Here is an 18,621-nt window from a genome sequence, read left to right on the forward strand (position 1 = left end):
ATGCTCGGCGTGAGTTCCGGTATGCCCCGGTGCCAGTTCCGCATCGGGCGGAAGCGGGATGAACTCTTTCGCCCCTGCACGGATGGCGTCTGCGGCCTCGCGGGCGTCGGCATCGACACCGCAGGCCACGACGGGAACGTGGATGCGCTCGGCCTCGTTGGCCGCGATCAGCCCTGCAATATCGATGCGGTAATCGACCATCAACAGGTCGGCACCCTGCCCGCGACGCAGTTGCTCGGTCGCTTGATCTGCGCGCTCGACATGGCTGACCTTGGCCCCGTGGGTCATGGCCATCTTCACGGCCGTTGCCAGCTGACCGCTCAGGCGGCCCACAACCAGAAGACGCATCATCGGGCTCCTTTAATCCTTCCTACGCGGTCGCCGCTCAGGCGCCCTTGTCGTCGGTCTTGATGATTTCCGTCATGGTCACGCCCAGACGGTCCTCGACCAACACCACCTCGCCGCGCGCGACGAGACGGTTGTTCACGAAGATATCGATGGCCTCACCGACCTTGCGGTCCAGTTCCAGCACCGATCCCTTGTTCAGTTTCAGCAGTTGCGACACCGACATATTGGCCTTGCCCAGCACGGCCGAGATGTTCACCGGAACATCGAAAACCGTGGCCAGGTCGGCGGCGGATTTCTCGCCAACGTCATCGGGCATAGCGAGCGCGGTGGAGTCGCCGAACTCTTCCAGAGGCAGGTCATCAGTAGCCATCAGAAGGCACTCCCGTCAGAGATCGTGGGGGATGGATTATCGCCCGACAGCGCAGCAGCGATCTTCTGGCGCAGGCGGGTTTCGACTTCGAACGGATCGAACGCAGCGCGCCCGTCTGTCCATTCCAATACAAAGGCGGCATCGTGGATGGCTTCCTCGCGGAAGGCGACGATGCCGGTAAATCCGGACTGCTGGCATATCTGCTCGATCTGCTGGCGGGCCTCGGCATCCAGTCCATGGGCGCGGACCAGAAGGCGCGGCGAGGCATCGATTTCCTCAGCCAGTTGCTCGATGGCGCTTTCCAGCGGGCGGCGCGGGTAAAGCTCCATCGCGGACGAGGCCAGCACCTGCGCACAGGTCAGGCTCAGCTCAGCCGACTGCTGGCGGTGCTGCTCGATGGCGACGTCCACGCGCCCTGCCGCATCGGCGACCGACTGGGCGATCACAGCCAGAGCGTTGGCTCGAAGGGACTCAGCCTCGTTGAGCGCCTGTTGACGACCTTCCAGACGGGCCTGCGCGATCAGGGCCTCGACCTCGTCGGGCGAATAGCTGCGCTTGGGCGGCTGCCATTGCGAGCGTTCGACCACGCGGCCTTCGGCATCGAATTCGGTGTCGAAGATGAACGGTCTGGCGTTGGTCAGGTTTGCGCTCATCAGTAGATCAACTCGTCATCGCCGCCCTGACCGGCGAGCATGATCTCGCCGCGCGCGGCCAGATCCTTGGCGACCTGCACCATGGCCATCTGGGCGGCATCGACGTCCTTGAGACGCACGGGGCCCATCGACTCCATGTCCTCGCGCATGATCTTGGACGCGCGCTCGGACATGTTGGAGAAGAACATCTCGCGCAGGGAATCCGACGCGCCCTTGAGGGCCAGCGCCAGCTGATCCTTCTCGACCGCACGCAGCAGGGTTTGCACGCCGCCCGGATCGAGCTTGGACAGGTCCTCGAACACGAACATCAGGGCGCGGATACGCTCGGCGGCATCGCGGTTGCGCTCTTCCAGCGCACCGATGAAGCGGGCCTCGGTCTGACGGTCGAAGCTGTTGAAGATTTCAGCCATCAGTTCGTGGCTGTCGCGCTTGGACGTGCGGGCGAGGTTCGACATGAACTCGGTGCGCAGGGTCTGCTCGATCTTGTCGAGGATGTCGCGCTGTACCGGCTCCATCCGCAGCATGCGCTGCACGCATTCCAGCGCGAAGTCTTCCGGCAGGGCCGTCAACACCCGCGAGGCATGTTCCGGCTTCACCTTGGACAGCACCACGGCGACGGTCTGGGGGTATTCGTTCTTGAGGTAGTTCGCCAGAACCGCCTCGTTCACATTGCCCAGCTTGTCCCACATGGTGCGGCCCGCAGGACCACGGATTTCCTCCATGAGGGCATCCACGCGGTCCGGCGGCATGAAGGACGCCAGCAGGCGCTGGGTCTGTTCATACGAACCCATCAGGGCACCGTTGCCGCCCAGCCCCGAGACGAACTCGACAAGGATTTCCTCAACGACCGCCGCCGTCACCGTGCCAAGGCCCGCCATGGCCTGCGACACTTCCTTGATCTCGTCCTCTTCCAGACGTTCCCACAGGGCGGTGTGCTCTTCGCCCAGCGACAGCAGGACGACCGCAGCCTTTTCAGGTCCGGTCAGCTTGCGGCTGTCCTCGACAGCGGGGGCTTTGGAGATCAGGCGCGCCATCAGGCTTCATTCATCCACGCGCGAAGGATCGCGGTGGATTCCTCGGGATGGGACTCTACGAAATCGGCGACCTTCTTGATGGACGAGGCCTTCACCTGACCTTCGATGCGAGCGATATCGATGCGTTGCTCGACCTCGGTCGGCCCCGGCAGCATGGCCGGGTTGGCACCGGCAGGCAGGGGACCGCCGACCAGTTGCTCGTCCACCGGCGTCACGCCATCCGCCAACACCATGCCCTTGCCGGTCTTGTCATTGCTGGTTTTCAGCAGCGGGCGCAGGACAAAGAAGATCAGCAGCAGGGCGGTCACAGCCAGCACGGCCAGTTCAATGCCGCGCATGATGTCATTCTTGTCGAACGACATGGACGACAGCAGGCCGCCGCCCTCGCCGCCATCGGCACCATTGCCCTCGGCGTCGCGGTTGAAGCGGACGTTGATGACTTCGATCTTGTCACCGCGCTCGGCGTCGATACCGACAGCAGCGGCGACCAGCGCCTTGATCTGTTCCACTTCCTCGGCGGTGCGCGGTGCATAGGTGGGCGCGCCCTTGCCATCGGCGGCAGGCGTATATTTGCCGTCCACAGCCACCGACACCGACAGGCGCTTCACTTCGCCCGGTTCGCGGACCGTGGTCGTGGTAGTGTTGGAAATCTCGTAGTTGATGGTTTCCGAGTTCTCGGCCGAGGTCGAGGCGTTGTCGGCCTGCGCCGGATCCTCGCCACCCGGGATATTGTTCGTGGCCGTCACCCCGCCCAGCGGCACGCCGGTGGTATCGCGCGAGTTGGAGCCATTGGTCGAGGTCGAGCGGACGACCTGACCATCGGGGTCGAACTTCTGTTCCTGAGTGGTCGCACGGGTGTGGTCGATGTCAGCGGTCACCTGAACGCGGGCCGCGCCAGCGCCGACAACACCTTCGACGATGTCCTTGATGCGAGCCTGCATCTGGGCCTCGGTCGTAGCCTTGGCCTGTTCGGCGGTGGCCGAGGTAAAGCCCTGGTCTTCCGAACCTGCCGCCAGCGTACGGTTGGCCTGATCGGTCACGGTGACCTTGTCCGGCTTCAGGTTCGGCACCGAGGACGCCACCACATTGCGGATGGCACGGATCTGGTCCGGCGTCAGGTCGCGACCCGACAGGCCGACAACCACCGCAGCAGTCGGATCAATGGCCGCAGCCTGAAACATCTCGCGGCGCGGCATGGTGATGTGGACGCGGGCCGAGTTGATGCCGCGCATCGACATGATGGTGCGGGCCAGCTCGCCCTGCAGGGCACGCTGTTCGTTCAGGTTCTGCTGGAACTCGGTTTGGCCCAGCACCGACTGGTTGTCGAAAATCTCGTAGCCGACCGAGCCAGAGGTCACCAACCCCTGCCCTGCCAGCATCAGACGGGCCGTGCCTACGTCATCGCGGCTGACGAAGATGGTCGAACCGTCGCCCTTGGCGGAATATTTGATGCCTGCGGTGTCCAACGCCGCCGTGATTTCCGATGCCTCGCGCAGATCGAGGTTGGAATAGAGCAGAGCGTCGGGAGCCTGCCCCACGCGCAGCATGATGGCGACCAGCACAGCAGCCACACCGGCGGAAACGCCCAGCACGGCGGCCAAGCGACCGATCCCGAACTTCTGAATTGCCGCCGTAAAGCCGCCCACGCGCCCCGCCCATAAGACACATTCAGAGCCTTACTGCTCCGCTAGGCAGAAAGTGCCGCGTGTTTGGTAAACGCCGCGTTAAGAGGAGTTAAGAAGCGTGACAGAAACGTCGATTTTCGAATCGAAAAGGGCGACCGTTTCCGGCCGCCCTTCGCAATGGCTCTCGCTGTGGGGCCTTAGGCCTTGAGCGACGCGGCCTTTTTCTCGGCGGCCGCCTTGATGCGCTCTTCAGCGATGGCGTCGGCGATCTGATAGGTCGGCTTGCCTTCACGTTCGGCACGCTCAAGGATTTCCTCGAACGTCTCGATCAGGCGCGACAGCTTGGACTCGACCCATGCCGGATCAAAGGCCGTGCCGTTCTGGCGGGCGTTCATTTCCGCCGCCACATTGATGATGCCGCCACCGTTCACGACATAGTCGGGCGAATACAGCACACCGCGACGGTGCAGCTCGTCACCGATATCCGGCGTGGCCAGCTGGTTGTTGGCGGCACCGCAGATGGCCTTGACCTTGAGCTGATCGATCGTGGTCGGGTTCAGCGTCGCACCAAGCGCGCACGGGGCATAGATGTCGGCTTCGACGCCATAGATTTCGTCAGGCGAAACGATGGTCGCGCCGGTCTTTTCGGCGACAGCCTTCAGATTGTCCTGATTGACATCGGTGATGATCAGCTTGGCACCGGCCGCATGCAGCTTCTCGCACAGATAGGCCCCGACGTGGCCCACGCCCTGAACGGCAACGGTCAGGCCGCTCATATCGTCCTGTTTGAACAGGCGGCGGGCCACGACCAAGTTCGAGCGGAACACGCCCTCGGCGGTCACGGGGCTGGGGTCACCCGAGGCTTCGGGACCATCCTTCAGGCCCAGCACATAGGGCGTCACCTTGCGGGCTTCGGCGATATCCTCGACCGAGGTGCCGACGTCCTCGGCGGCGAAATAGTTGCCGCCCAGACCGTTCAGGAAGCGGCCAAAGGCCTGAAACAGTTCGGGGGACTTCTGGGTGCGGCTGTCGCCGATAATGACCGACTTGCCGCCGCCCATCTCCAGATCGGCGATGGCGTTCTTATAGCTCATGCCCTTGGACAGACGCAGCACGTCCTCCAAAGCTTCGGCGGCGCTGGCATAGTTCCACATGCGGGTCCCGCCGACCGCCGGACCACGCGCAGTAGAGTGGACAGCCACGATAGCTTTCAGACCAGTTTTTTCATCGTGGAAGGCGTGAACGCCCTCATGATGCGCAAAGCTGGGAGAATCAAAAAGGGTCATGCCGATAAGGCCTTTCCTGGGGGTATTTTCTTATACTTCGCGCATACGCCCTAGCTTGCATGACCGCAAGTCACCGAGCGATGCAATTTCCCCTAGGTAAAGAACGCGATCAGGGTCGTTCTATGGCAGGACGCACCGCAGAGGCTCCAGACGGTAGCGGCTGATCGTCCATCCACGCCACAACATCTGCGAAAACCGTCTCTGCGGCCAGGTCGCGGTTCAGCAGGTGCCAGCCTTGCGGATAATAGGCTGTCGTCAGGTTGGCATTGCCCTCGGCCCGATCCAGCGCCAGCCGCATCGGCTCCTTGGTAATGATCTGGTCGGTCGCGCCATAGGCCAGCAGGGTCGGCACCCTCACCTGTCGCAACCCGAGGCTTGCCTCTTCCATCAAGTCCACCAGACCGTGCAGGGCATCGAACCGCGTCGAGACGATGAACCGGGGATCGCGCCCGTTCCGCAGAAGTTCGACCACATTGTCCGTCGCGCGAATACGGCGCGTGGCAAAGGACGGCGGCTCTGCGGTGCGCCCGCCCGCAAACCTTGCCGCGCCCCACAGGGCCACGCGGTTAAAGGTGTTCTGGCTGGACCAGCCCCAGACAGCGGGTGCCAGCAGAATCAACCGATCCGCTTGCGGCGGTCGTTGAGAGCTGAAGGCGGTGATGCCGATGGCCCCGCCCATGCTCTCGCCCGCAATGGCGATGGGCGTGTCGGGATAGCGACTGCGTACCAAGGCCGTGACGGTTCTCAGGTCCTCTCGGCTCAGTTCGGGATCAGACCAGACGCCCTTGTTCGGGGCCGCGCCAAAGCCTCGCTGGTCATAGGCCCAGACCTCTATCCCCTGCTCCGCCCACCATGGTCCCGCCAGACGGAACGAGGCCGAATGGTCGTTGAAACCGTGCAAGGCGATAATGACGGCCCGCGGCTGGCCCACAGGGGACCACCGCCGATAGGGCAAGGCCGCCCCGTCCTGAACGATGAAGGTGCCAAGGTTATAACCGCCTTCGCGGATGGACGGTCCGCTAAAGCCCACAGGGACCGGCTGGGCCTGCTGCATGGCCGGAGCACAGGCAGCGAGCGATGCGAGTACCGCCACAAGGGCCAAGGGGCGGTTGAGCGAACGGGTCAGCATCATGGGCTTACTGTACCGCTTCATTTCAGTATCTGCGACACGCGCGACCGCAGGTGCGGGACCACTTCGTCCTCGAACCACGGATTGCGTTTCAGCCACGCCGTATTGCGCCATGACGGGTGCGGCATGGGCAGAAGCTGCGGGCCGTATTCGCGCCACGCCCGCACTGTTTCGGTCATGTTGGATTTGGCGCGCTCGCCCAGAAACCAGTCGATGGAATAGGAGCCGACCAGAAGGATCAAGTCCATCTGCGGCAATGTCTCGAACAAGCGGTCCCGCCACAGAGCCGCACAGCGCGGCGGGGGCGGATAGTCGCCGCCCTTGGGGTTGGTGCCGGGGAAACAGAAGGCCTGCGCCGCCACGCCAATGCGGTGATCGGCATAGAAGGTATCATAGTCCACCCCCATCCATTGGCGCAGGCGGTCGCCAGAGGGGTCGGTAAAGGGCCGTCCGCTTTCATGCACGAGACGGCCCGGTGCCTGACCACAGATCAGCAACTTCGTCTCGGGAAAGACCCAGATCACCGGACGGGGCGTATGCGGCAGGTATGGCGCACACGCCCGACAGGCGCGGATCTCGCCCAGAAGCGGGTCCAGATCAGAAGTCGTCGTCATCCTCGACTTCGGGCTTGGGCGGCAGCTTGGACAGGGCCAGCGCCGTCTCGTCCGCCGTCGGCAGACGCAGGCGGGTCACGCCACGGAAGTTGTCGGGGTCAACCGGCTTGCCCTTTTTGGTGATGGTCAGCTTGCCCTGACGCATCAGGCCCAGCGCCGTGGCGCGGACCTTCGGCAGCATGCGCTGCCACTGTTCGGGCTGCAGGATCTTGGCAATTTCAGCCGGCTCGACGCTCTTGCCCTCACCCAGTTGGTTCAGGCGGTCGAAGATTGCGGATTCGATGGGATCGCTCATGGCCGCCCTTATGCGTCAGGTCCGCGCCGGAAGTAAGGCCCGACATTGATCGGTGACGCTGGCAGATACGAAAAAGGCGGCCCGCAGACCGCCCCTTCCCTATTTCAGGCCCGCCGAAGCCGCAGGCCGCGCATTGCACGCCGCCAGCCAGCGGTTCAGATGCTCATACTCTTCGGGCGGGCGATATTTGACCAGACGCCCGAAATCGACCCCGCACACGCCGACGATATCGGCCATGGAGAAACGGCCCGCCAGATATTCATTGTCGGCCAGATGGCGGTTGAGCGCCTTCATGAACTTCTCGGCGGCAGCCTTGTTATAGGCCCCGACCTCAGGAACGGGGGCCTCCAGCGCGGACAGGGCCGGATGGGTCATCCGCACGAACATCATCATCGGATTGGCCAGATAGAGCTCGGCGCGGCGAGTCCACATCTCGATGATGGCCGTCTCCTTGGGATCGACGCCCATCAGGTTCGGCTCAGGGTACACGGTTTCCAGATAGCGGGCGATGGCCACCGTTTCGGTGAAACAGGTGCCGTCATCCAGCTCCAGCGCCGGAAGGTGGCCAAGGCCGAACTTGTTACGGAACTCGGGCTGTTTGTGCTCGCCCGCCAGAAGGTTGACCTCGACAGTCTCGAGATCGTCGATCCCCTTCTCGGCCACGAACCACGCCACACGGCGCGGATTGGGCGCCAGCTTCGTCGTATAGAGTTTCATCGTCCCGTCCCCAAAGAGAAGGGCCGCATAAGCGGCCCTTAGTTTTCTTTGAGAACGAAGTTATCAGGCAAAAATGCTGGCAGGCAAGGCGCCCACAATACAGGCCGTCATCAGGGTAGCGAGGAAGCCGCCCAGCAGGGCCTTCCACACCAGCCCCAGAACTTCGGGACGTCGCTCCGGCAGCAGGACCGACAGGCCCGTCACCGTAATGCCGACCGAGCCGATGTTGGCAAAGCCGCACAGCGCATAGGTCATCAGCATACGGGTGCGTTCGCTCATGGCTTCCGGCGCGATCTTGCCCAGTTCGATAAAGGCTACGAACTCGGTCAGGGTCAGCTTCACGCCCAGCAGCCAGCCGGCCTTGGAGGCCTCGGCCCATTCCACGCCCGTCAGCCATGCAATCGGGGCGAACAGAACGCCGAGGATGCGCTCGACCGACAGCGGCTCGCCGCCGATCCAGAAATTGCCGACGATCAGGTTCACCAGGGCCACAAAGGCCACGAAGGTGATCAGGACCGCAGAGATGTTTAGCACAACCATCAGGCCATCGGACGTGCCCTTGGTGATGGCGTCCATGGCCGAGTCATATTTCAGGGCCGAGTTGTAGTCGGCCTTCGCACCGCCCTCGCCCGGCTTTTCCGGGATCAGGATGCGGGCCAGCAGCACAGCGGCCGGAGCCGACACCACCGAAGCCACCAGCACGTGACCGGCGGCATTGCTGAGGACCGGCGACAGGATGGTCGCATAGGCCACCATGGTCGAGCCCGCCACAGTGCCAAGGCCTACCACCATCATCAGGAACATTTCCGAACGGGTCAGCTTGTCCAGATAGGCGCGGATGACCAGCGGGGTTTCCACCATGCCGAGGAAGATATTGGCAGCAACAGCCAGTGCCGAAGCGCCGCCCAGCCCCATGGTGCGCTGGAACAGGAAGCCGAAGCCGAGGGTCAGCCACTTCAGCACCTTCCAGTGCCACAGCAGGGCCGACAGCGCCGAAATCACGATGATGAGCGGCAGGACGTTGAAGGCAAAGGTGAACAGAGCGCCCTGGTTCTCGACGACATAGGGCTGGTCACCACCGGCGAGGAAGCCGAACACGAACTGGGTGCCCTTGGCAGTCGCCAGCTCCAGTCCCTTCACCGAGTTGTTGATCGCATCCAGTACGACCTGCGAGCCCGGAATGGCGAAAGTCGCCAGCACCAGCGCCGCTTGCAGCAAAATCGCCCCAATGGCCAAACGCCACGGGAAAAGCTTACGGTTTTCAGAAATCGCCCAGCAGCCGCCAACAATAACGGCAAGGCCGAACAGGCTCTGGAGGTTCAGAAGGTTGAACATACGGAATCTCTTGGCCGTTCATTCGGCGCATTTATCCGCTTGAACGACAGCGCGGGCGTAGAGGCAAGTCCCTACGCCCACACTTCTACAAAAAGACTAGAAGGTCAGGCTATCCATTGCTGACAGAGCATTGGCTTGCGAGTCCGCATAGAAATGCTCTTCCGGTGCAAGGTAGATGGCCACATAGGCCTGACCGTCCTTGGTCACCAACTGACCATAGCCCTTGATGCGAAGCCCCGCCGTCGTGACTGCCGCGAGGTCAAAACGCACACCGCGGTGGCCCGAGGCATTGACCGGACGCGGCGACGACGTGGTCACGTCGTTATAGCCATAGGCCTCCACGCTTTCCTTGACGAACTCGACCTGCTCCAAGATTCCCATGTCGGCGCGCCAAGCGGGTGTGGTCTTTTCGCGGCGGCTGTTGGGACGTGCCAGATGCTGGCCTTCTTTCAAGCCCGAGCTGAGATACAGGCTGTTCAGACCCGGCCCGTCCAGAGTCAAAAGGCGCACCTCTTTAAGGTGTCCGGTCACCGGTGTGATGTCGTTCCAGCTGCGGTCCAGCGTATAGGTGCCGCCACCGGCCTTATAGGGGCCGCTGACCTCGGAGATCGACACACAGGCCGTGGCGGATGCGACCACCGCAACCATGGCTGCCGTCTTCACGCTCGCTATGAGCTTGCTCATTCTTTGTCCCCCTCGAGACGAGAAAGCTGGTCCTCGACGATCCACAGATCATCGGCTTGAGGAGCCAGCGAGATGTAGGTTTTGAATGCGTCACGCGCGGCGGCGTGATTGCCCAAGCGCGCTTCTAAGGTTCCCAGCTCGCGGTGTGCAGCGACGGGTGCATCGGCATGACGAACGGCAGCGCGATAGGCGTTGACGGCCAGCAGGTCATCGCCCTCCTGACGGCGGCGGCGGTAAACCTCGCCCTTGTGATAGGACAGAAGGCCTAGGTCCTCGCCGTCTTCCGACAGGCGGTCGAGCAGGTGGAGCAAGCGCCCGAAATCGCGATGCCGATGCTCGTCCTCGATCCACGCCGTCAGATGTGGGCGGATGATCGCACGATACCGCAGTCGATCCTCCCGCGTGGCACCTTTATAGCCCAGCTCATCAGCCTGTCGGGACAGGCTTGCGATCCGGTCTGCCGTCAACGGGTGGGTACGGAACGCCGACCCATAGGCTTCGGAACGGCGGACAGAGCGGAAGCTGGACGCCGCGCTTTCTGCCGTCAGGTTCTGCCAGATCGATGCACCGGCCGAGGCGTCAAGGCCCAGTTTATGGACCATATCCAGCCCCATCCGGTCCGATTGGGCTTCCTGCGACTGGTTATACCCCATGAAGGCCGCCATGCTGGACAGATAGACGGCATCGATCAGCTCGCTGACATCGACCTGATAATAGACGCCCGCCGCTACCGCCCCCATGGAGAAGACCAGCAAGGCATTGTTGGTCAGCTTCTGGGTCCGCATCCGCTCATAGGTGTGCTCCTCAAGGAAGTGCGCCACCTCATGACCCAGCACAAAGGCCAGCTCGTCCTCTGTCGAGGCCCGCAACATCAGGCCGGACCACACCTCGACCGCCCCATTGGGCATGGCCGTGGCGTTGAACACCGGACGGTTCATCACATAGACGCGGATATCGCCACAGTGATCCCCCGCCACCTTACAGGTCAGCGCCTGCACATAGGCATTCAGCGCGGGATCGGTGTTCCGGTCGCCGCGACGGCGCGTGTAGGTCTCGGTCTCTTCGGCAATGCCCCAGAGTCCTGCCTCGGCCGTATTGGGCCTTGGCGGTTCACCGGGGGCGCGGACCTGTGCCAGCGCGGTCGAAGCGCCCAGCACGAGCGTCAGCGCCGCAAGGCCGCCAGCTGCAAAACGCATGCGGTTATTGGGCAGCATCGGCCTGAACGCGCAGCGGGGCATCCTTGAGCAGACTGCCCACCAGTGAACGTGCACCGTTCTGATCACGCATATCGGCATGCGGACCGGCGACAGCATAGTTCACCCACATCACCTGTCCGGTCTTGAGGTCAACCAGCGAGGCCATGATCTGCTGCTGGCCCAGCTGCATCCCTACACCGAAGGCGCTGGCGACAACAAAGGCTGCGACGCGCCCGCCGCTGGCATAGGTGCCCTCACCCGAGATGAAGAGCGCATAATCGGCACCGAAATGTTCGGACAGCAGCTCGGCCCCATCGCCGATCGTCCAGACGAAGTCATCCTTCTTGGTCGCCAGCTTGGCACCGGCATAGCCGTTATATTCATGGGCGATGATGGCAGCGATCACCGCCTCATTTACGCGTACCACCTGACCGATACGGCCATCCATCAGGTCATCGACACTGCCGACCACATATTTGTGGCTGTCGGCAGCTAGCGCGGACTGCACCTCGCGCAGGATGTGCGCGCGCGCCTCTTGGCTCCACTCCTCGCGGGGTTCGGTCACACCACCTGCCGTCAGCATACCCAGTTGGATACGCGGTTCGACGATCAGAACAGTCGATCCCGTCTCGGGCGCGCGAACAACCTCGGCCTTACGGACAGCCGTTTGCGTACAAGCCGCCATCAACAGGCAGCTTGCCGCGATAAGCAAACGTTTCATTTTCCCCCCATCGCGCACCGCGCGATTCAGTCCGACGAAGAAATCCGTCTCTTTCCAAGGGGATATCACGACACATTTTTGCCGCAATACAAAAAACGGCAGGCCCTTGTGGACCTGCCGCTTTAAAATCCGCGCGGGACGATATTCAGGGCCGAAAGAGCCTTACAGTTCGCCGCGCACCAGCTTTTCGTAGTCGGACATCAGGCCGAGGCTGATTTCGCCGGGGACGAAATTATATTCGCCGACCGAACCGACGGGCGTGACCTCTGCGGCCGAGCCGGTCAGGAAGCATTCGCTGAAATCAGCCAGTTCTTCCGGCAGGATGTTGCGGACAACAACCTCGATGCCCTTAGCCTTGGCCAGATCGATGACGGTCTGACGGGTGATACCGTTCAGGATGTTCGACACGTCCGGCGTGTGGATGACGCCGTCCTTGATGAAGAAAACGTTGGCACCGGTGGCTTCGGCCACATAGCCGCGCCAGTCCAGCATCAGGGCGTCGGCAAAGCCCCGCTGCTCGGCGGCGTTCTTGGACATGGTGCAGATCATGTACAGGCCCGCAGCCTTGGCGGTCGACGGAGCCGTGGCCGGATCCGGACGGCGCCACTTGGCCCACTCCAGCTTGATGCCCTTCTTCTTCACTTCAGGGTCGAAGTAGGACGGCCAGTCCCACACGGCGATGGCCAGGTGGACCTTGTTGCCGATCGACGAGACCGACAGCTTGTCCGCACCCAGATACGCCACTGGGCGAATATAACAGTCCGTCAGGCCGTTACGCTCACAGGTGTCCTTGCAGGCCTGATCAATCTCGGCCACGCTATAGGGAATCTCGAAGTCGAGGAGTTCGGCGGACCGTTTCAGGCGCTCACTGTGTTCGGTGAGCTTGAAGATCTTGCCGTTATACATCCGCTCGCCTTCGAAAACGGACGAGCCATAATGGAGGCCATGGGTCAAAACGTGCGTTTTTGCTTCGCGCCAGGGAATGAATTCCCCATCGAACCAAATCCAGCCGTCACGATCATCGAAAGGAACTATGGCCATTTGCAAATCATCTCCCTGCACCGGTGGCTGTTTAGACCCCTATCGAGGCCGCTCGTCAACGTTGCCGACCACCAGTTTTTTAGCGGAGCGCCCTGTTGAGCCTTCATGATCCCCGCAACAGCCGATCCGGACCCGTCGCTGCGAACGGCAGCGGCCGCCATCTGCTGATCGTCGATGATGACGACAGAATCCGCGAACTGCTCAAAGAATTCCTCGCGCGCGAGGGTTATCGCGTCACCGGCGCCGCCCACGCGGGCGCGGCGCGCCGTCTGGTCGAACTGATCGAGTTCGACCTGATCGTGCTGGACGTGATGATGCCGGGCGAGAGCGGATTTGACCTGACCAGCTGGATCCGCTCGCAGGCGGCCCTGTCCAAGACGCCGGTTCTGCTGCTAACGGCCAAGGGCGATCCGAATGATCGGATCGAGGGTCTATCGCGCGGGGCCGACGACTATATGTCCAAGCCGTTCGACCCGCGCGAACTGGCGCTGCGGATCGAGGCCATCCTGCGCCGCACGGGCGGCAAGCCGCTGACGGCGAAAGAAATCAAGATGGGCCCCGCCGTCTTCAACATGGAGCGGCTGGAGCTGACCGTGAACGGCCAGCCGCAGCGCCTGACCGAGGCCGAGGCCCAGTTGCTGAAAACCCTCGCCATCAGCGCCCACGCCCCTGTCGAGCGTATGGCCCTGTCGCCTGACACCGCCGACATTACGGGCCGCGCCGTCGATGTTCAGGTCACCCGCCTGCGCCGCAAGCTGGAAGTGGACCCCAAGAACCCGCGCTACCTGCAAACCGTGCGCGGCATCGGCTATATGCTGGCTCCTGATTAAACGGCGGAGCATATCGCCATGCGGCTGACGCCGTTCAATGTCTGGGCGCGATGGTTGAAGCGCCGCCTGCCGACCTCGCTTTGGGGCCGGTCTCTGCTGATCATCATCATTCCGGTGCTGATCATGCAGGGGGCTGTCACCTTCGTCTTTTTCGACGCCCACTGGCAGACGGTGACGTCGCGCCTGTCCGAAGGGCTGGCCGGCGACGTGGCATGGGCCGCCGAAAGCTATCAGGACGACCCGACGCCTGAAAATCTGGCCCTGATCGTGGATCGCGCCCAGCGCAACATGCAGCTGTCGATCGCCTTTCAGGAAGACACCAAATTGCCGACCGAAAAGCGGCGCGGTGCCATCGGGGTGGTGGACCGCACGCTGGAAGCGGCGCTGCAATCACGCCTGTCACAACCCTTCTGGTTCGATACCACCCGCTATCCGGCCTATGTCGACATCCGTATTCAGGAAGCCGACGGGGTGATGCGGATCATCGCCCCGCGCGAACGCGCCGTGGCGACGCAGGCCCATATCTTCGTGCTGTGGCTGATGATTGCGACCGCTCTGCTGCTGGCGGTGGCCGTGATCTTCATCCGCAATCAGGTTCGCAGTATCGAGCGTCTGGCCGAGGCTGCCGAAGCCTTTGGCCGTGGCGAGACGGTGCCCCGCTTCAAGCCGCACGGTGCGCGCGAAGTGCGCGCCGCCGCCACCGCCTTTCTGGAAATGCGCTCGCGTATCCAGCGCCATATCGACCAGCGCACGGCCATGCTGGCCTCGGTCAGCCATGACCTGCGTACGCCCCTGACCCGTCTTCGTCTGGAACTGGCCCTTGCCCCACCCTTCAAGCGGGCCGAGGCCATGCGCGCCGACATGGACGAGATGGAGCACATGATCGACGAATACCTCGCCTTTGCCCGTGGCGAGGGCGGCGAGACGCCCCAGACGATCAATGTCCAAGAGGTGCTCGACCGTATCGCCAGCGACGCCCGCGGTGCCGGTGCCGAGGTCGAGGTCGTGGTCGAGCCGGACCTTTCGATCACCCTGCGCCCCATGGCGTTCCGCCGTGCGCTGGGCAATCTGGCCAATAATGCGGCCAGCCATGGCGAGCATGTGCGCCTGTCGGCCCGCCACCTGCCCTCGGGCGGTGTGGAGTTCGTTGTCGAGGACGACGGTCCCGGCATCCCCGACGACATGCACGAGGAAGCCTTCCGCCCCTTCTCGCGCCTTGATCCGTCGCGCAGCCAGAACCGCAAGGGCGTGGGCCTTGGCATGGCCATCGCCCGCGACGTCGCTCGCGGTCATGGCGGCGACATCATTCTGGGGCGCAGCGACATGGGTGGGCTGAAGGCCTCAATCCGCTTGCCGCACGGTAAAGATTAAATTCGCTGAACCTTCTGGAAATCCAACCGTCGATATACCATGTTGGAATCGCTCCAGGGGGGCCTGGAACAAAGGAGTGTCTGATGCGCTCGATCGCCAAAATCGCTTTTATCGCCGGCGCACTCTCGCTGGCTACGACCGGTGCTGCATTCGCCGAACCGGCGGCCGTGAACATTGTCCTCAGCCCTGAATTCGCCAAGACCGCCGAAAAGCTTGGCGAGCGCGAGGTTCAGGACCAGCTTGAAGACTTCACCCGTCAGATTGAACGCACCCTGACCCGCCGCAATGCGCTGGACGGTGCCGAGATCAATCTGGTGGTGACGGACCTGCAGCCGAACCGCCCAACCTTCAAACAGCTGACCGACCGTCCGGGTCTGGACGCTATGCGCAGCCTGTCGATTGGCGGCGCAGCCTTTGAAGGTACGGTCACTCTGGCCGACGGCACCACTCAGGAAGTGAAGTACCGCTATTACTCGCCGACCATCATGGATTCGGTGGGCAGCACGGTCTGGACCGACGCATGGCGCGCCAGCAACCGTCTGGCCAACAATCTGGCCCGCGGCCAGTACGTCAGCCGCTAAGCTCGGTCGATTTATCGACAGCCGCCTTCACGGCGCCTTGGACGGGACGGTCCAGGGCGCCGTTTTCGTTCAGCACCTCCAGACCCGCACGGGTCACACCGCCCGGCGAGGCCACGCGGTCGATCAGCGCATCGAGGCTCTCGTCACCGACGACACCTGCTGCGGCTGAGCGCAGGGTGGCGCGGGCCAGCCGCACGGCCACATCTTCCGGCAGGCCCTCTGCAACACCGGCCTCGGCCAGTGCGCGGGTAAAGGCAAAGAAATAGGCCGGACCACAGCCCGACACTGCGGTCGCGGCGTGCATCAGGTCCTCGCTGTCCAGCACAGCCGTCTCGGCGATAGGCTCGAACAGGGCCATGCCCTGCGCCAGAGCATGCGCATCCGACGACCACAGGCTAGCCACGCCCTTGCCCTGCGCCACGCCCGTGGTGGGCATGATGCGCACGACCTTGCGGCCATCAAAGCCCGCCGAAATGGTCGCTTCGGGAACGCCCGCCATGACCGATACGATCACGGCATCCTTGCTCAGATGGGGCAGGATGTCCTGCGCCGCCTCGACCCATTTGGCGGGCTTTACGCCGATCACAAAGGCCTTTGCCTCGGCCAGCGTTTCCAACGGCGGATTGATGCGTGCGCCCAGCGCCCTCGCCTTTTCGGCGACGGGCTTTTCGCTGGGGGTCAGGATGATCAGGTCTTTGGGATCAACCGCGCCTGTCAGCAGCCACCCCTCAAGGATGGCAGACCCCAAACGACCCACCCCTTGAAGAACAACTGCATTAGACATTTTAGGCGTTACCTACGGTTTCAAACAGACAGGCGTCGATGGCTTCCTGCGGCTTCTTGGAGCCACGGCACATGAAGTCGAACGCGGGATAATAACGGTCAGCAGCCTCGACAGCAGCGTCGATCATGGATGCCGCCTGCGCCAGCGTCGGGCGCTCGCCGTGCGGCAGGGCCAGAGCGTGGCGGAAAACGATCTCGCCCTCGTCCGGCCAGATCTCGAAATGGCCCAGCCAGGTGCGCTGGTTGATCATGGAAGCCAGTTCATAGGCGGATGCGCGGCGGCTCTTGGCCACGCGCAGGTCCAGCGCCAGACACAGTTGCAGGCAGTCCCCCTCGGGGCGCCATGCAAACCACAGCTCATAGTCTTTCCAGCTACCCGCAAGGGCAAAGGCCAGGTCGCCTTCATCCGTGCGGTCGAACGGCAGGTTCTCCGCGACGAGAACGTGTTCGACCACGTCCAGCGGATCAAAAGGCAGTTCGACCTCGTCGGGTCTCGCGGCGTCCATCAGGGCTTCAACTTCTCAAAACTGTGGCGACTCATCTGTCGCCTAAGGAACGGTAGGCGTGTTCGGAGATTCGGCTCAACGGGCCGAATCTTACGATTCTGTGGAGGGGTTGCTGTTCTCGCCCTTCAGAGCCGCAATCTCGGCCCGCAGTGCAGCGATTTCAGCCTTCAGAACGTCGAACTCGTCACGACGCACCAGATCCAGTTCAGCCACCAGACGGTCAGCCTGTGCGCGCCAAGCGGTCTTGGCCTCTTCCCCTGCTGCCTGGGCCAGGCCCATGGCGCCAGTCGTCATCTTGGCGATTTCGTCGAGAATTGGATTGCGGGTCTGCATCAGACGCCTCCCATCCGGTCGGGTTAACAAAAGCTCACGCAAAATGGTGAACGAAACCTTTCAATCAGGTGCTTCGCCGTTTTGTTCAAGGGCATTGCCAAATTTCGAGGTTTTCCGACGCATTTATCCGTTAACCCTCAGGATTCGCGGACATAGCGGCAGGGAATTGCTGTCCTTGTCCCTGCCCTGATCTTGCCACCGCTTGGGTGGGGACGGACGTCATCTGACTTGCTATACCTGCACGATCAGATCGCGCAGGAGTCCCTCCCCTTGACCTTCCCAGAATTTGATCCGGTCCTGATCCATCTCGGCCCGCTGCCCATCCGCTGGTACGCACTGGCCTATATCGCCGGCATCGTTCTGGGGTGGATGTATGCCGCCCGTCTGGTGAAGACGCCGCGCCTGTGGGCCGGTGGCAAGCCGCCGGTGACGGGCCCGCAGTTGGACGATCTGGTGTTCTGGATCGTACTGGGCATCATTCTGGGCGGTCGCTTTGGTTATGCCGCCTTCTATAACCCGTCGCTGTATGGCCAGATATTCACCGGAAGCTCTCTGGGCGAACGGCTGGAAATCCTCCAGATGTGGACCGGCGGCATGAGCTTCCACGGCGGCTTCCTCGGCGTCGTGGTCGCCTGCAGCCTCTATGCGTGGCGCAAGAAGATTGCCCCGCTCAGCCTTGGCGACCTGATCGCGCCGGTCGTGCCGATCGGCCTGTTCTTTGGCCGTATCGCCAACTTCATCAATGGTGAGCTTTGGGGCCGCGAAACGACCGTTCCGTGGGCCATCCGCTTTTGTAACCAGAAGATTCTGGACACCTATGGCCACTGCCCCGCAGGCGATGCGCCGCGTCACCCCAGCCAGCTTTACGAGGCCGGTCTGGAAGGTCTGGTGCTGTTCCTCATCATGTCGCTGGCCATCTGGAAATGGGATGCCTTCAAGCGTCCGGGTCTGGTCACGGGTATCTTCCTGACCGGATATGGCGTGGCCCGCGCGTCGCTGGAAAATGTGCGCCAGCCCGACGCCCACCTGTCGGACCTGCCGTTCGGCCTGACCATGGGCATGATGCTGTCGACGCCGATGATCATCGTCGGCATCGTCCTGATTGTCCGTGCCCTCAAGCGTCCGGCGCTCGAGGCCTAAGACGGTGCCCTACGCCTCCCCCGCCGACG

General features: G+C 62.8%; 21 protein-coding genes and 2 pseudogenes. 4 read left to right on the plus strand and 19 right to left on the minus strand.

Features of this window, described 5'->3' with window-relative positions:
* The 15 genes and pseudogenes from Q0Y42_RS08625 to Q0Y42_RS08695 form a co-directional block, all read right to left on the minus strand.
* Positions 1 to 348, minus strand: a pseudogene (locus Q0Y42_RS08625) (sigma-54-dependent Fis family transcriptional regulator); the annotation flags it as partial.
* Positions 349 to 385: 37 nt separating this feature from the next.
* Positions 386 to 718 carry a flagellar motor switch protein FliN gene (gene fliN / locus Q0Y42_RS08630; RefSeq protein WP_297802448.1) on the minus strand — a complete coding sequence of 111 codons (333 nt, stop codon included), beginning with the start codon at positions 716 to 718 and terminating at the stop codon, positions 386 to 388.
* A complete protein-coding gene (locus Q0Y42_RS08635) occupies positions 718 to 1,371 on the minus strand; it encodes a flagellar assembly protein FlbE (protein ID WP_297802451.1) in 654 nt (217 codons plus the stop codon). The genes fliN and Q0Y42_RS08635 overlap by 1 nt, the downstream gene beginning before the upstream one ends.
* Positions 1,371 to 2,393 (minus strand): flagellar motor switch protein FliG, encoded by a 1,023-nt coding sequence (gene fliG / locus Q0Y42_RS08640; RefSeq protein ID WP_297802562.1) that lies wholly within the window; start codon positions 2,391 to 2,393, stop codon positions 1,371 to 1,373. Before fliG ends, Q0Y42_RS08635 begins: the two co-directional genes overlap by 1 nt.
* Before the next feature lie 11 nt (positions 2,394 to 2,404).
* Positions 2,405 to 4,051 (minus strand): flagellar basal-body MS-ring/collar protein FliF, encoded by a 1,647-nt coding sequence (gene fliF / locus Q0Y42_RS08645; protein ID WP_297802454.1) that lies wholly within the window; start codon positions 4,049 to 4,051, stop codon positions 2,405 to 2,407.
* A gap of 176 nt (positions 4,052 to 4,227) precedes the next feature.
* The gene (locus Q0Y42_RS08650) at positions 4,228 to 5,316 is read right to left on the minus strand and encodes a Glu/Leu/Phe/Val dehydrogenase (protein ID WP_297802458.1); all 1,089 of its coding nucleotides are present in this window, start codon (positions 5,314 to 5,316) and stop codon (positions 4,228 to 4,230) included.
* A gap of 109 nt (positions 5,317 to 5,425) precedes the next feature.
* Positions 5,426 to 6,469 (minus strand): alpha/beta fold hydrolase, encoded by a 1,044-nt coding sequence (locus tag Q0Y42_RS08655; protein ID WP_297802461.1) that lies wholly within the window; start codon positions 6,467 to 6,469, stop codon positions 5,426 to 5,428.
* A complete protein-coding gene (locus Q0Y42_RS08660) occupies positions 6,466 to 7,059 on the minus strand; it encodes a uracil-DNA glycosylase family protein (protein ID WP_297802464.1) in 594 nt (197 codons plus the stop codon). Before Q0Y42_RS08660 ends, Q0Y42_RS08655 begins: the two co-directional genes overlap by 4 nt.
* The gene (locus Q0Y42_RS08665) at positions 7,043 to 7,354 is read right to left on the minus strand and encodes a DUF3253 domain-containing protein (protein WP_297802467.1); all 312 of its coding nucleotides are present in this window, start codon (positions 7,352 to 7,354) and stop codon (positions 7,043 to 7,045) included. Before Q0Y42_RS08665 ends, Q0Y42_RS08660 begins: the two co-directional genes overlap by 17 nt.
* A 99-nt stretch (positions 7,355 to 7,453) precedes the next feature.
* A complete protein-coding gene (locus tag Q0Y42_RS08670; protein WP_297802470.1) occupies positions 7,454 to 8,071 on the minus strand; it encodes a glutathione S-transferase in 618 nt (205 codons plus the stop codon).
* 63 nt (positions 8,072 to 8,134) lie between these two features.
* Positions 8,135 to 9,406, minus strand: coding sequence for a nucleoside transporter C-terminal domain-containing protein (locus tag Q0Y42_RS08675; protein WP_297802473.1), 1,272 nt, complete (start codon positions 9,404 to 9,406; stop codon positions 8,135 to 8,137).
* Positions 9,407 to 9,502: 96 nt separating this feature from the next.
* On the minus strand, positions 9,503 to 10,090 hold the full coding sequence (locus Q0Y42_RS08680) for a hypothetical protein (protein WP_297802476.1): 588 nt from the start codon (positions 10,088 to 10,090) through the stop codon (positions 9,503 to 9,505).
* Positions 10,087 to 11,286 carry a M48 family metallopeptidase gene (locus tag Q0Y42_RS08685; protein WP_297802479.1) on the minus strand — a complete coding sequence of 400 codons (1,200 nt, stop codon included), beginning with the start codon at positions 11,284 to 11,286 and terminating at the stop codon, positions 10,087 to 10,089. Before Q0Y42_RS08685 ends, Q0Y42_RS08680 begins: the two co-directional genes overlap by 4 nt.
* Before the next feature lie 4 nt (positions 11,287 to 11,290).
* Positions 11,291 to 12,007, minus strand: coding sequence for a hypothetical protein (locus tag Q0Y42_RS08690; RefSeq protein WP_297802482.1), 717 nt, complete (start codon positions 12,005 to 12,007; stop codon positions 11,291 to 11,293).
* A gap of 162 nt (positions 12,008 to 12,169) precedes the next feature.
* Positions 12,170 to 13,048 (minus strand): branched-chain amino acid aminotransferase, encoded by an 879-nt coding sequence (locus tag Q0Y42_RS08695; RefSeq protein ID WP_297802485.1) that lies wholly within the window; start codon positions 13,046 to 13,048, stop codon positions 12,170 to 12,172.
* A 95-nt stretch (positions 13,049 to 13,143) separates the two neighbouring features.
* On the opposite strand from Q0Y42_RS08695, the gene Q0Y42_RS08700 reads away from it, so the two are divergent.
* On the plus strand, positions 13,144 to 13,878 hold the full coding sequence (locus Q0Y42_RS08700; protein ID WP_297802488.1) for a response regulator transcription factor: 735 nt from the start codon (positions 13,144 to 13,146) through the stop codon (positions 13,876 to 13,878).
* On the opposite strand, the pseudogene Q0Y42_RS14055 reads toward Q0Y42_RS08700, so the two are convergent.
* A pseudogene (locus tag Q0Y42_RS14055) lies at positions 13,843 to 13,917 on the minus strand (hypothetical protein); the annotation flags it as partial. The gene Q0Y42_RS08700 and the pseudogene Q0Y42_RS14055 sit on opposite strands and share 36 nt — an antisense overlap.
* On the opposite strand from Q0Y42_RS14055, the gene Q0Y42_RS08705 reads away from it, so the two are divergent.
* Together Q0Y42_RS08705 and Q0Y42_RS08710 are read left to right on the plus strand one after the other, a co-directional pair.
* A complete protein-coding gene (locus Q0Y42_RS08705; RefSeq protein ID WP_297802491.1) occupies positions 13,897 to 15,249 on the plus strand; it encodes an ATP-binding protein in 1,353 nt (450 codons plus the stop codon). The pseudogene Q0Y42_RS14055 and the gene Q0Y42_RS08705 overlap by 21 nt on opposite strands.
* An 83-nt stretch (positions 15,250 to 15,332) precedes the next feature.
* A complete protein-coding gene (locus tag Q0Y42_RS08710; protein WP_297802494.1) occupies positions 15,333 to 15,830 on the plus strand; it encodes a hypothetical protein in 498 nt (165 codons plus the stop codon).
* Here the strand turns inward: Q0Y42_RS08710 and proC are convergent.
* The 3 genes from proC to Q0Y42_RS08725 form a co-directional block, all read right to left on the minus strand.
* The gene (proC, locus tag Q0Y42_RS08715; protein WP_297802497.1) at positions 15,820 to 16,614 is read right to left on the minus strand and encodes a pyrroline-5-carboxylate reductase; all 795 of its coding nucleotides are present in this window, start codon (positions 16,612 to 16,614) and stop codon (positions 15,820 to 15,822) included. The genes Q0Y42_RS08710 and proC overlap by 11 nt on opposite strands.
* A gap of 1 nt (position 16,615) precedes the next feature.
* On the minus strand, positions 16,616 to 17,119 hold the full coding sequence (locus Q0Y42_RS08720) for a YbjN domain-containing protein (protein WP_297802500.1): 504 nt from the start codon (positions 17,117 to 17,119) through the stop codon (positions 16,616 to 16,618).
* A gap of 90 nt (positions 17,120 to 17,209) precedes the next feature.
* Positions 17,210 to 17,452 (minus strand): accessory factor UbiK family protein, encoded by a 243-nt coding sequence (locus tag Q0Y42_RS08725; RefSeq protein ID WP_297802504.1) that lies wholly within the window; start codon positions 17,450 to 17,452, stop codon positions 17,210 to 17,212.
* A 270-nt stretch (positions 17,453 to 17,722) separates the two neighbouring features.
* Between Q0Y42_RS08725 and lgt the strand changes: the two genes are divergently transcribed.
* Complete coding sequence (gene lgt, locus Q0Y42_RS08730) at positions 17,723 to 18,592, plus strand: prolipoprotein diacylglyceryl transferase (protein ID WP_297802507.1); 870 nt, start codon at positions 17,723 to 17,725, stop codon at positions 18,590 to 18,592.
* Positions 18,593 to 18,621: the final 29 nt, after the last annotated feature.

It is taken from the genome of uncultured Brevundimonas sp., assembly GCF_947305955.1.
Classification (GTDB): Bacteria; Pseudomonadota; Alphaproteobacteria; order Caulobacterales; family Caulobacteraceae; genus Brevundimonas.

What these genes read in the sequence shown, in the direction of transcription:
- Q0Y42_RS08655 (WP_297802461.1), bottom strand. Translation starts at nt 6,469, where the DNA reads ATGAAGCGGTACAGTAAGCCCATGATGCTGACCCGTTCGCTCAACCGC.
- Q0Y42_RS08660 (WP_297802464.1), bottom strand. Translation starts at nt 7,059, where the DNA reads ATGACGACGACTTCTGATCTGGACCCGCTTCTGGGCGAGATCCGCGCC.
- Q0Y42_RS08665 (WP_297802467.1), bottom strand. Translation starts at nt 7,354, where the DNA reads ATGAGCGATCCCATCGAATCCGCAATCTTCGACCGCCTGAACCAACTG.
- Q0Y42_RS08670 (WP_297802470.1), bottom strand. Translation starts at nt 8,071, where the DNA reads ATGAAACTCTATACGACGAAGCTGGCGCCCAATCCGCGCCGTGTGGCG.
- Q0Y42_RS08695 (WP_297802485.1), bottom strand. Translation starts at nt 13,048, where the DNA reads ATGGCCATAGTTCCTTTCGATGATCGTGACGGCTGGATTTGGTTCGAT.
- Q0Y42_RS08675 (WP_297802473.1), bottom strand. Translation starts at nt 9,406, where the DNA reads ATGTTCAACCTTCTGAACCTCCAGAGCCTGTTCGGCCTTGCCGTTATT.
- Q0Y42_RS08725 (WP_297802504.1), bottom strand. Translation starts at nt 17,452, where the DNA reads ATGCAGACCCGCAATCCAATTCTCGACGAAATCGCCAAGATGACGACT.
- Q0Y42_RS08635 (WP_297802451.1), bottom strand. Translation starts at nt 1,371, where the DNA reads ATGAGCGCAAACCTGACCAACGCCAGACCGTTCATCTTCGACACCGAA.
- proC (WP_297802497.1), bottom strand. Translation starts at nt 16,614, where the DNA reads ATGTCTAATGCAGTTGTTCTTCAAGGGGTGGGTCGTTTGGGGTCTGCC.
- Q0Y42_RS08685 (WP_297802479.1), bottom strand. Translation starts at nt 11,286, where the DNA reads ATGCGTTTTGCAGCTGGCGGCCTTGCGGCGCTGACGCTCGTGCTGGGC.
- Q0Y42_RS08680 (WP_297802476.1), bottom strand. Translation starts at nt 10,090, where the DNA reads ATGAGCAAGCTCATAGCGAGCGTGAAGACGGCAGCCATGGTTGCGGTG.
- Q0Y42_RS08710 (WP_297802494.1), top strand. Translation starts at nt 15,333, where the DNA reads ATGCGCTCGATCGCCAAAATCGCTTTTATCGCCGGCGCACTCTCGCTG.
- Q0Y42_RS08690 (WP_297802482.1), bottom strand. Translation starts at nt 12,007, where the DNA reads ATGAAACGTTTGCTTATCGCGGCAAGCTGCCTGTTGATGGCGGCTTGT.
- Q0Y42_RS08705 (WP_297802491.1), top strand. Translation starts at nt 13,897, where the DNA reads ATGCGGCTGACGCCGTTCAATGTCTGGGCGCGATGGTTGAAGCGCCGC.
- fliN (WP_297802448.1), bottom strand. Translation starts at nt 718, where the DNA reads ATGGCTACTGATGACCTGCCTCTGGAAGAGTTCGGCGACTCCACCGCG.
- Q0Y42_RS08720 (WP_297802500.1), bottom strand. Translation starts at nt 17,119, where the DNA reads ATGGACGCCGCGAGACCCGACGAGGTCGAACTGCCTTTTGATCCGCTG.
- Q0Y42_RS08650 (WP_297802458.1), bottom strand. Translation starts at nt 5,316, where the DNA reads ATGACCCTTTTTGATTCTCCCAGCTTTGCGCATCATGAGGGCGTTCAC.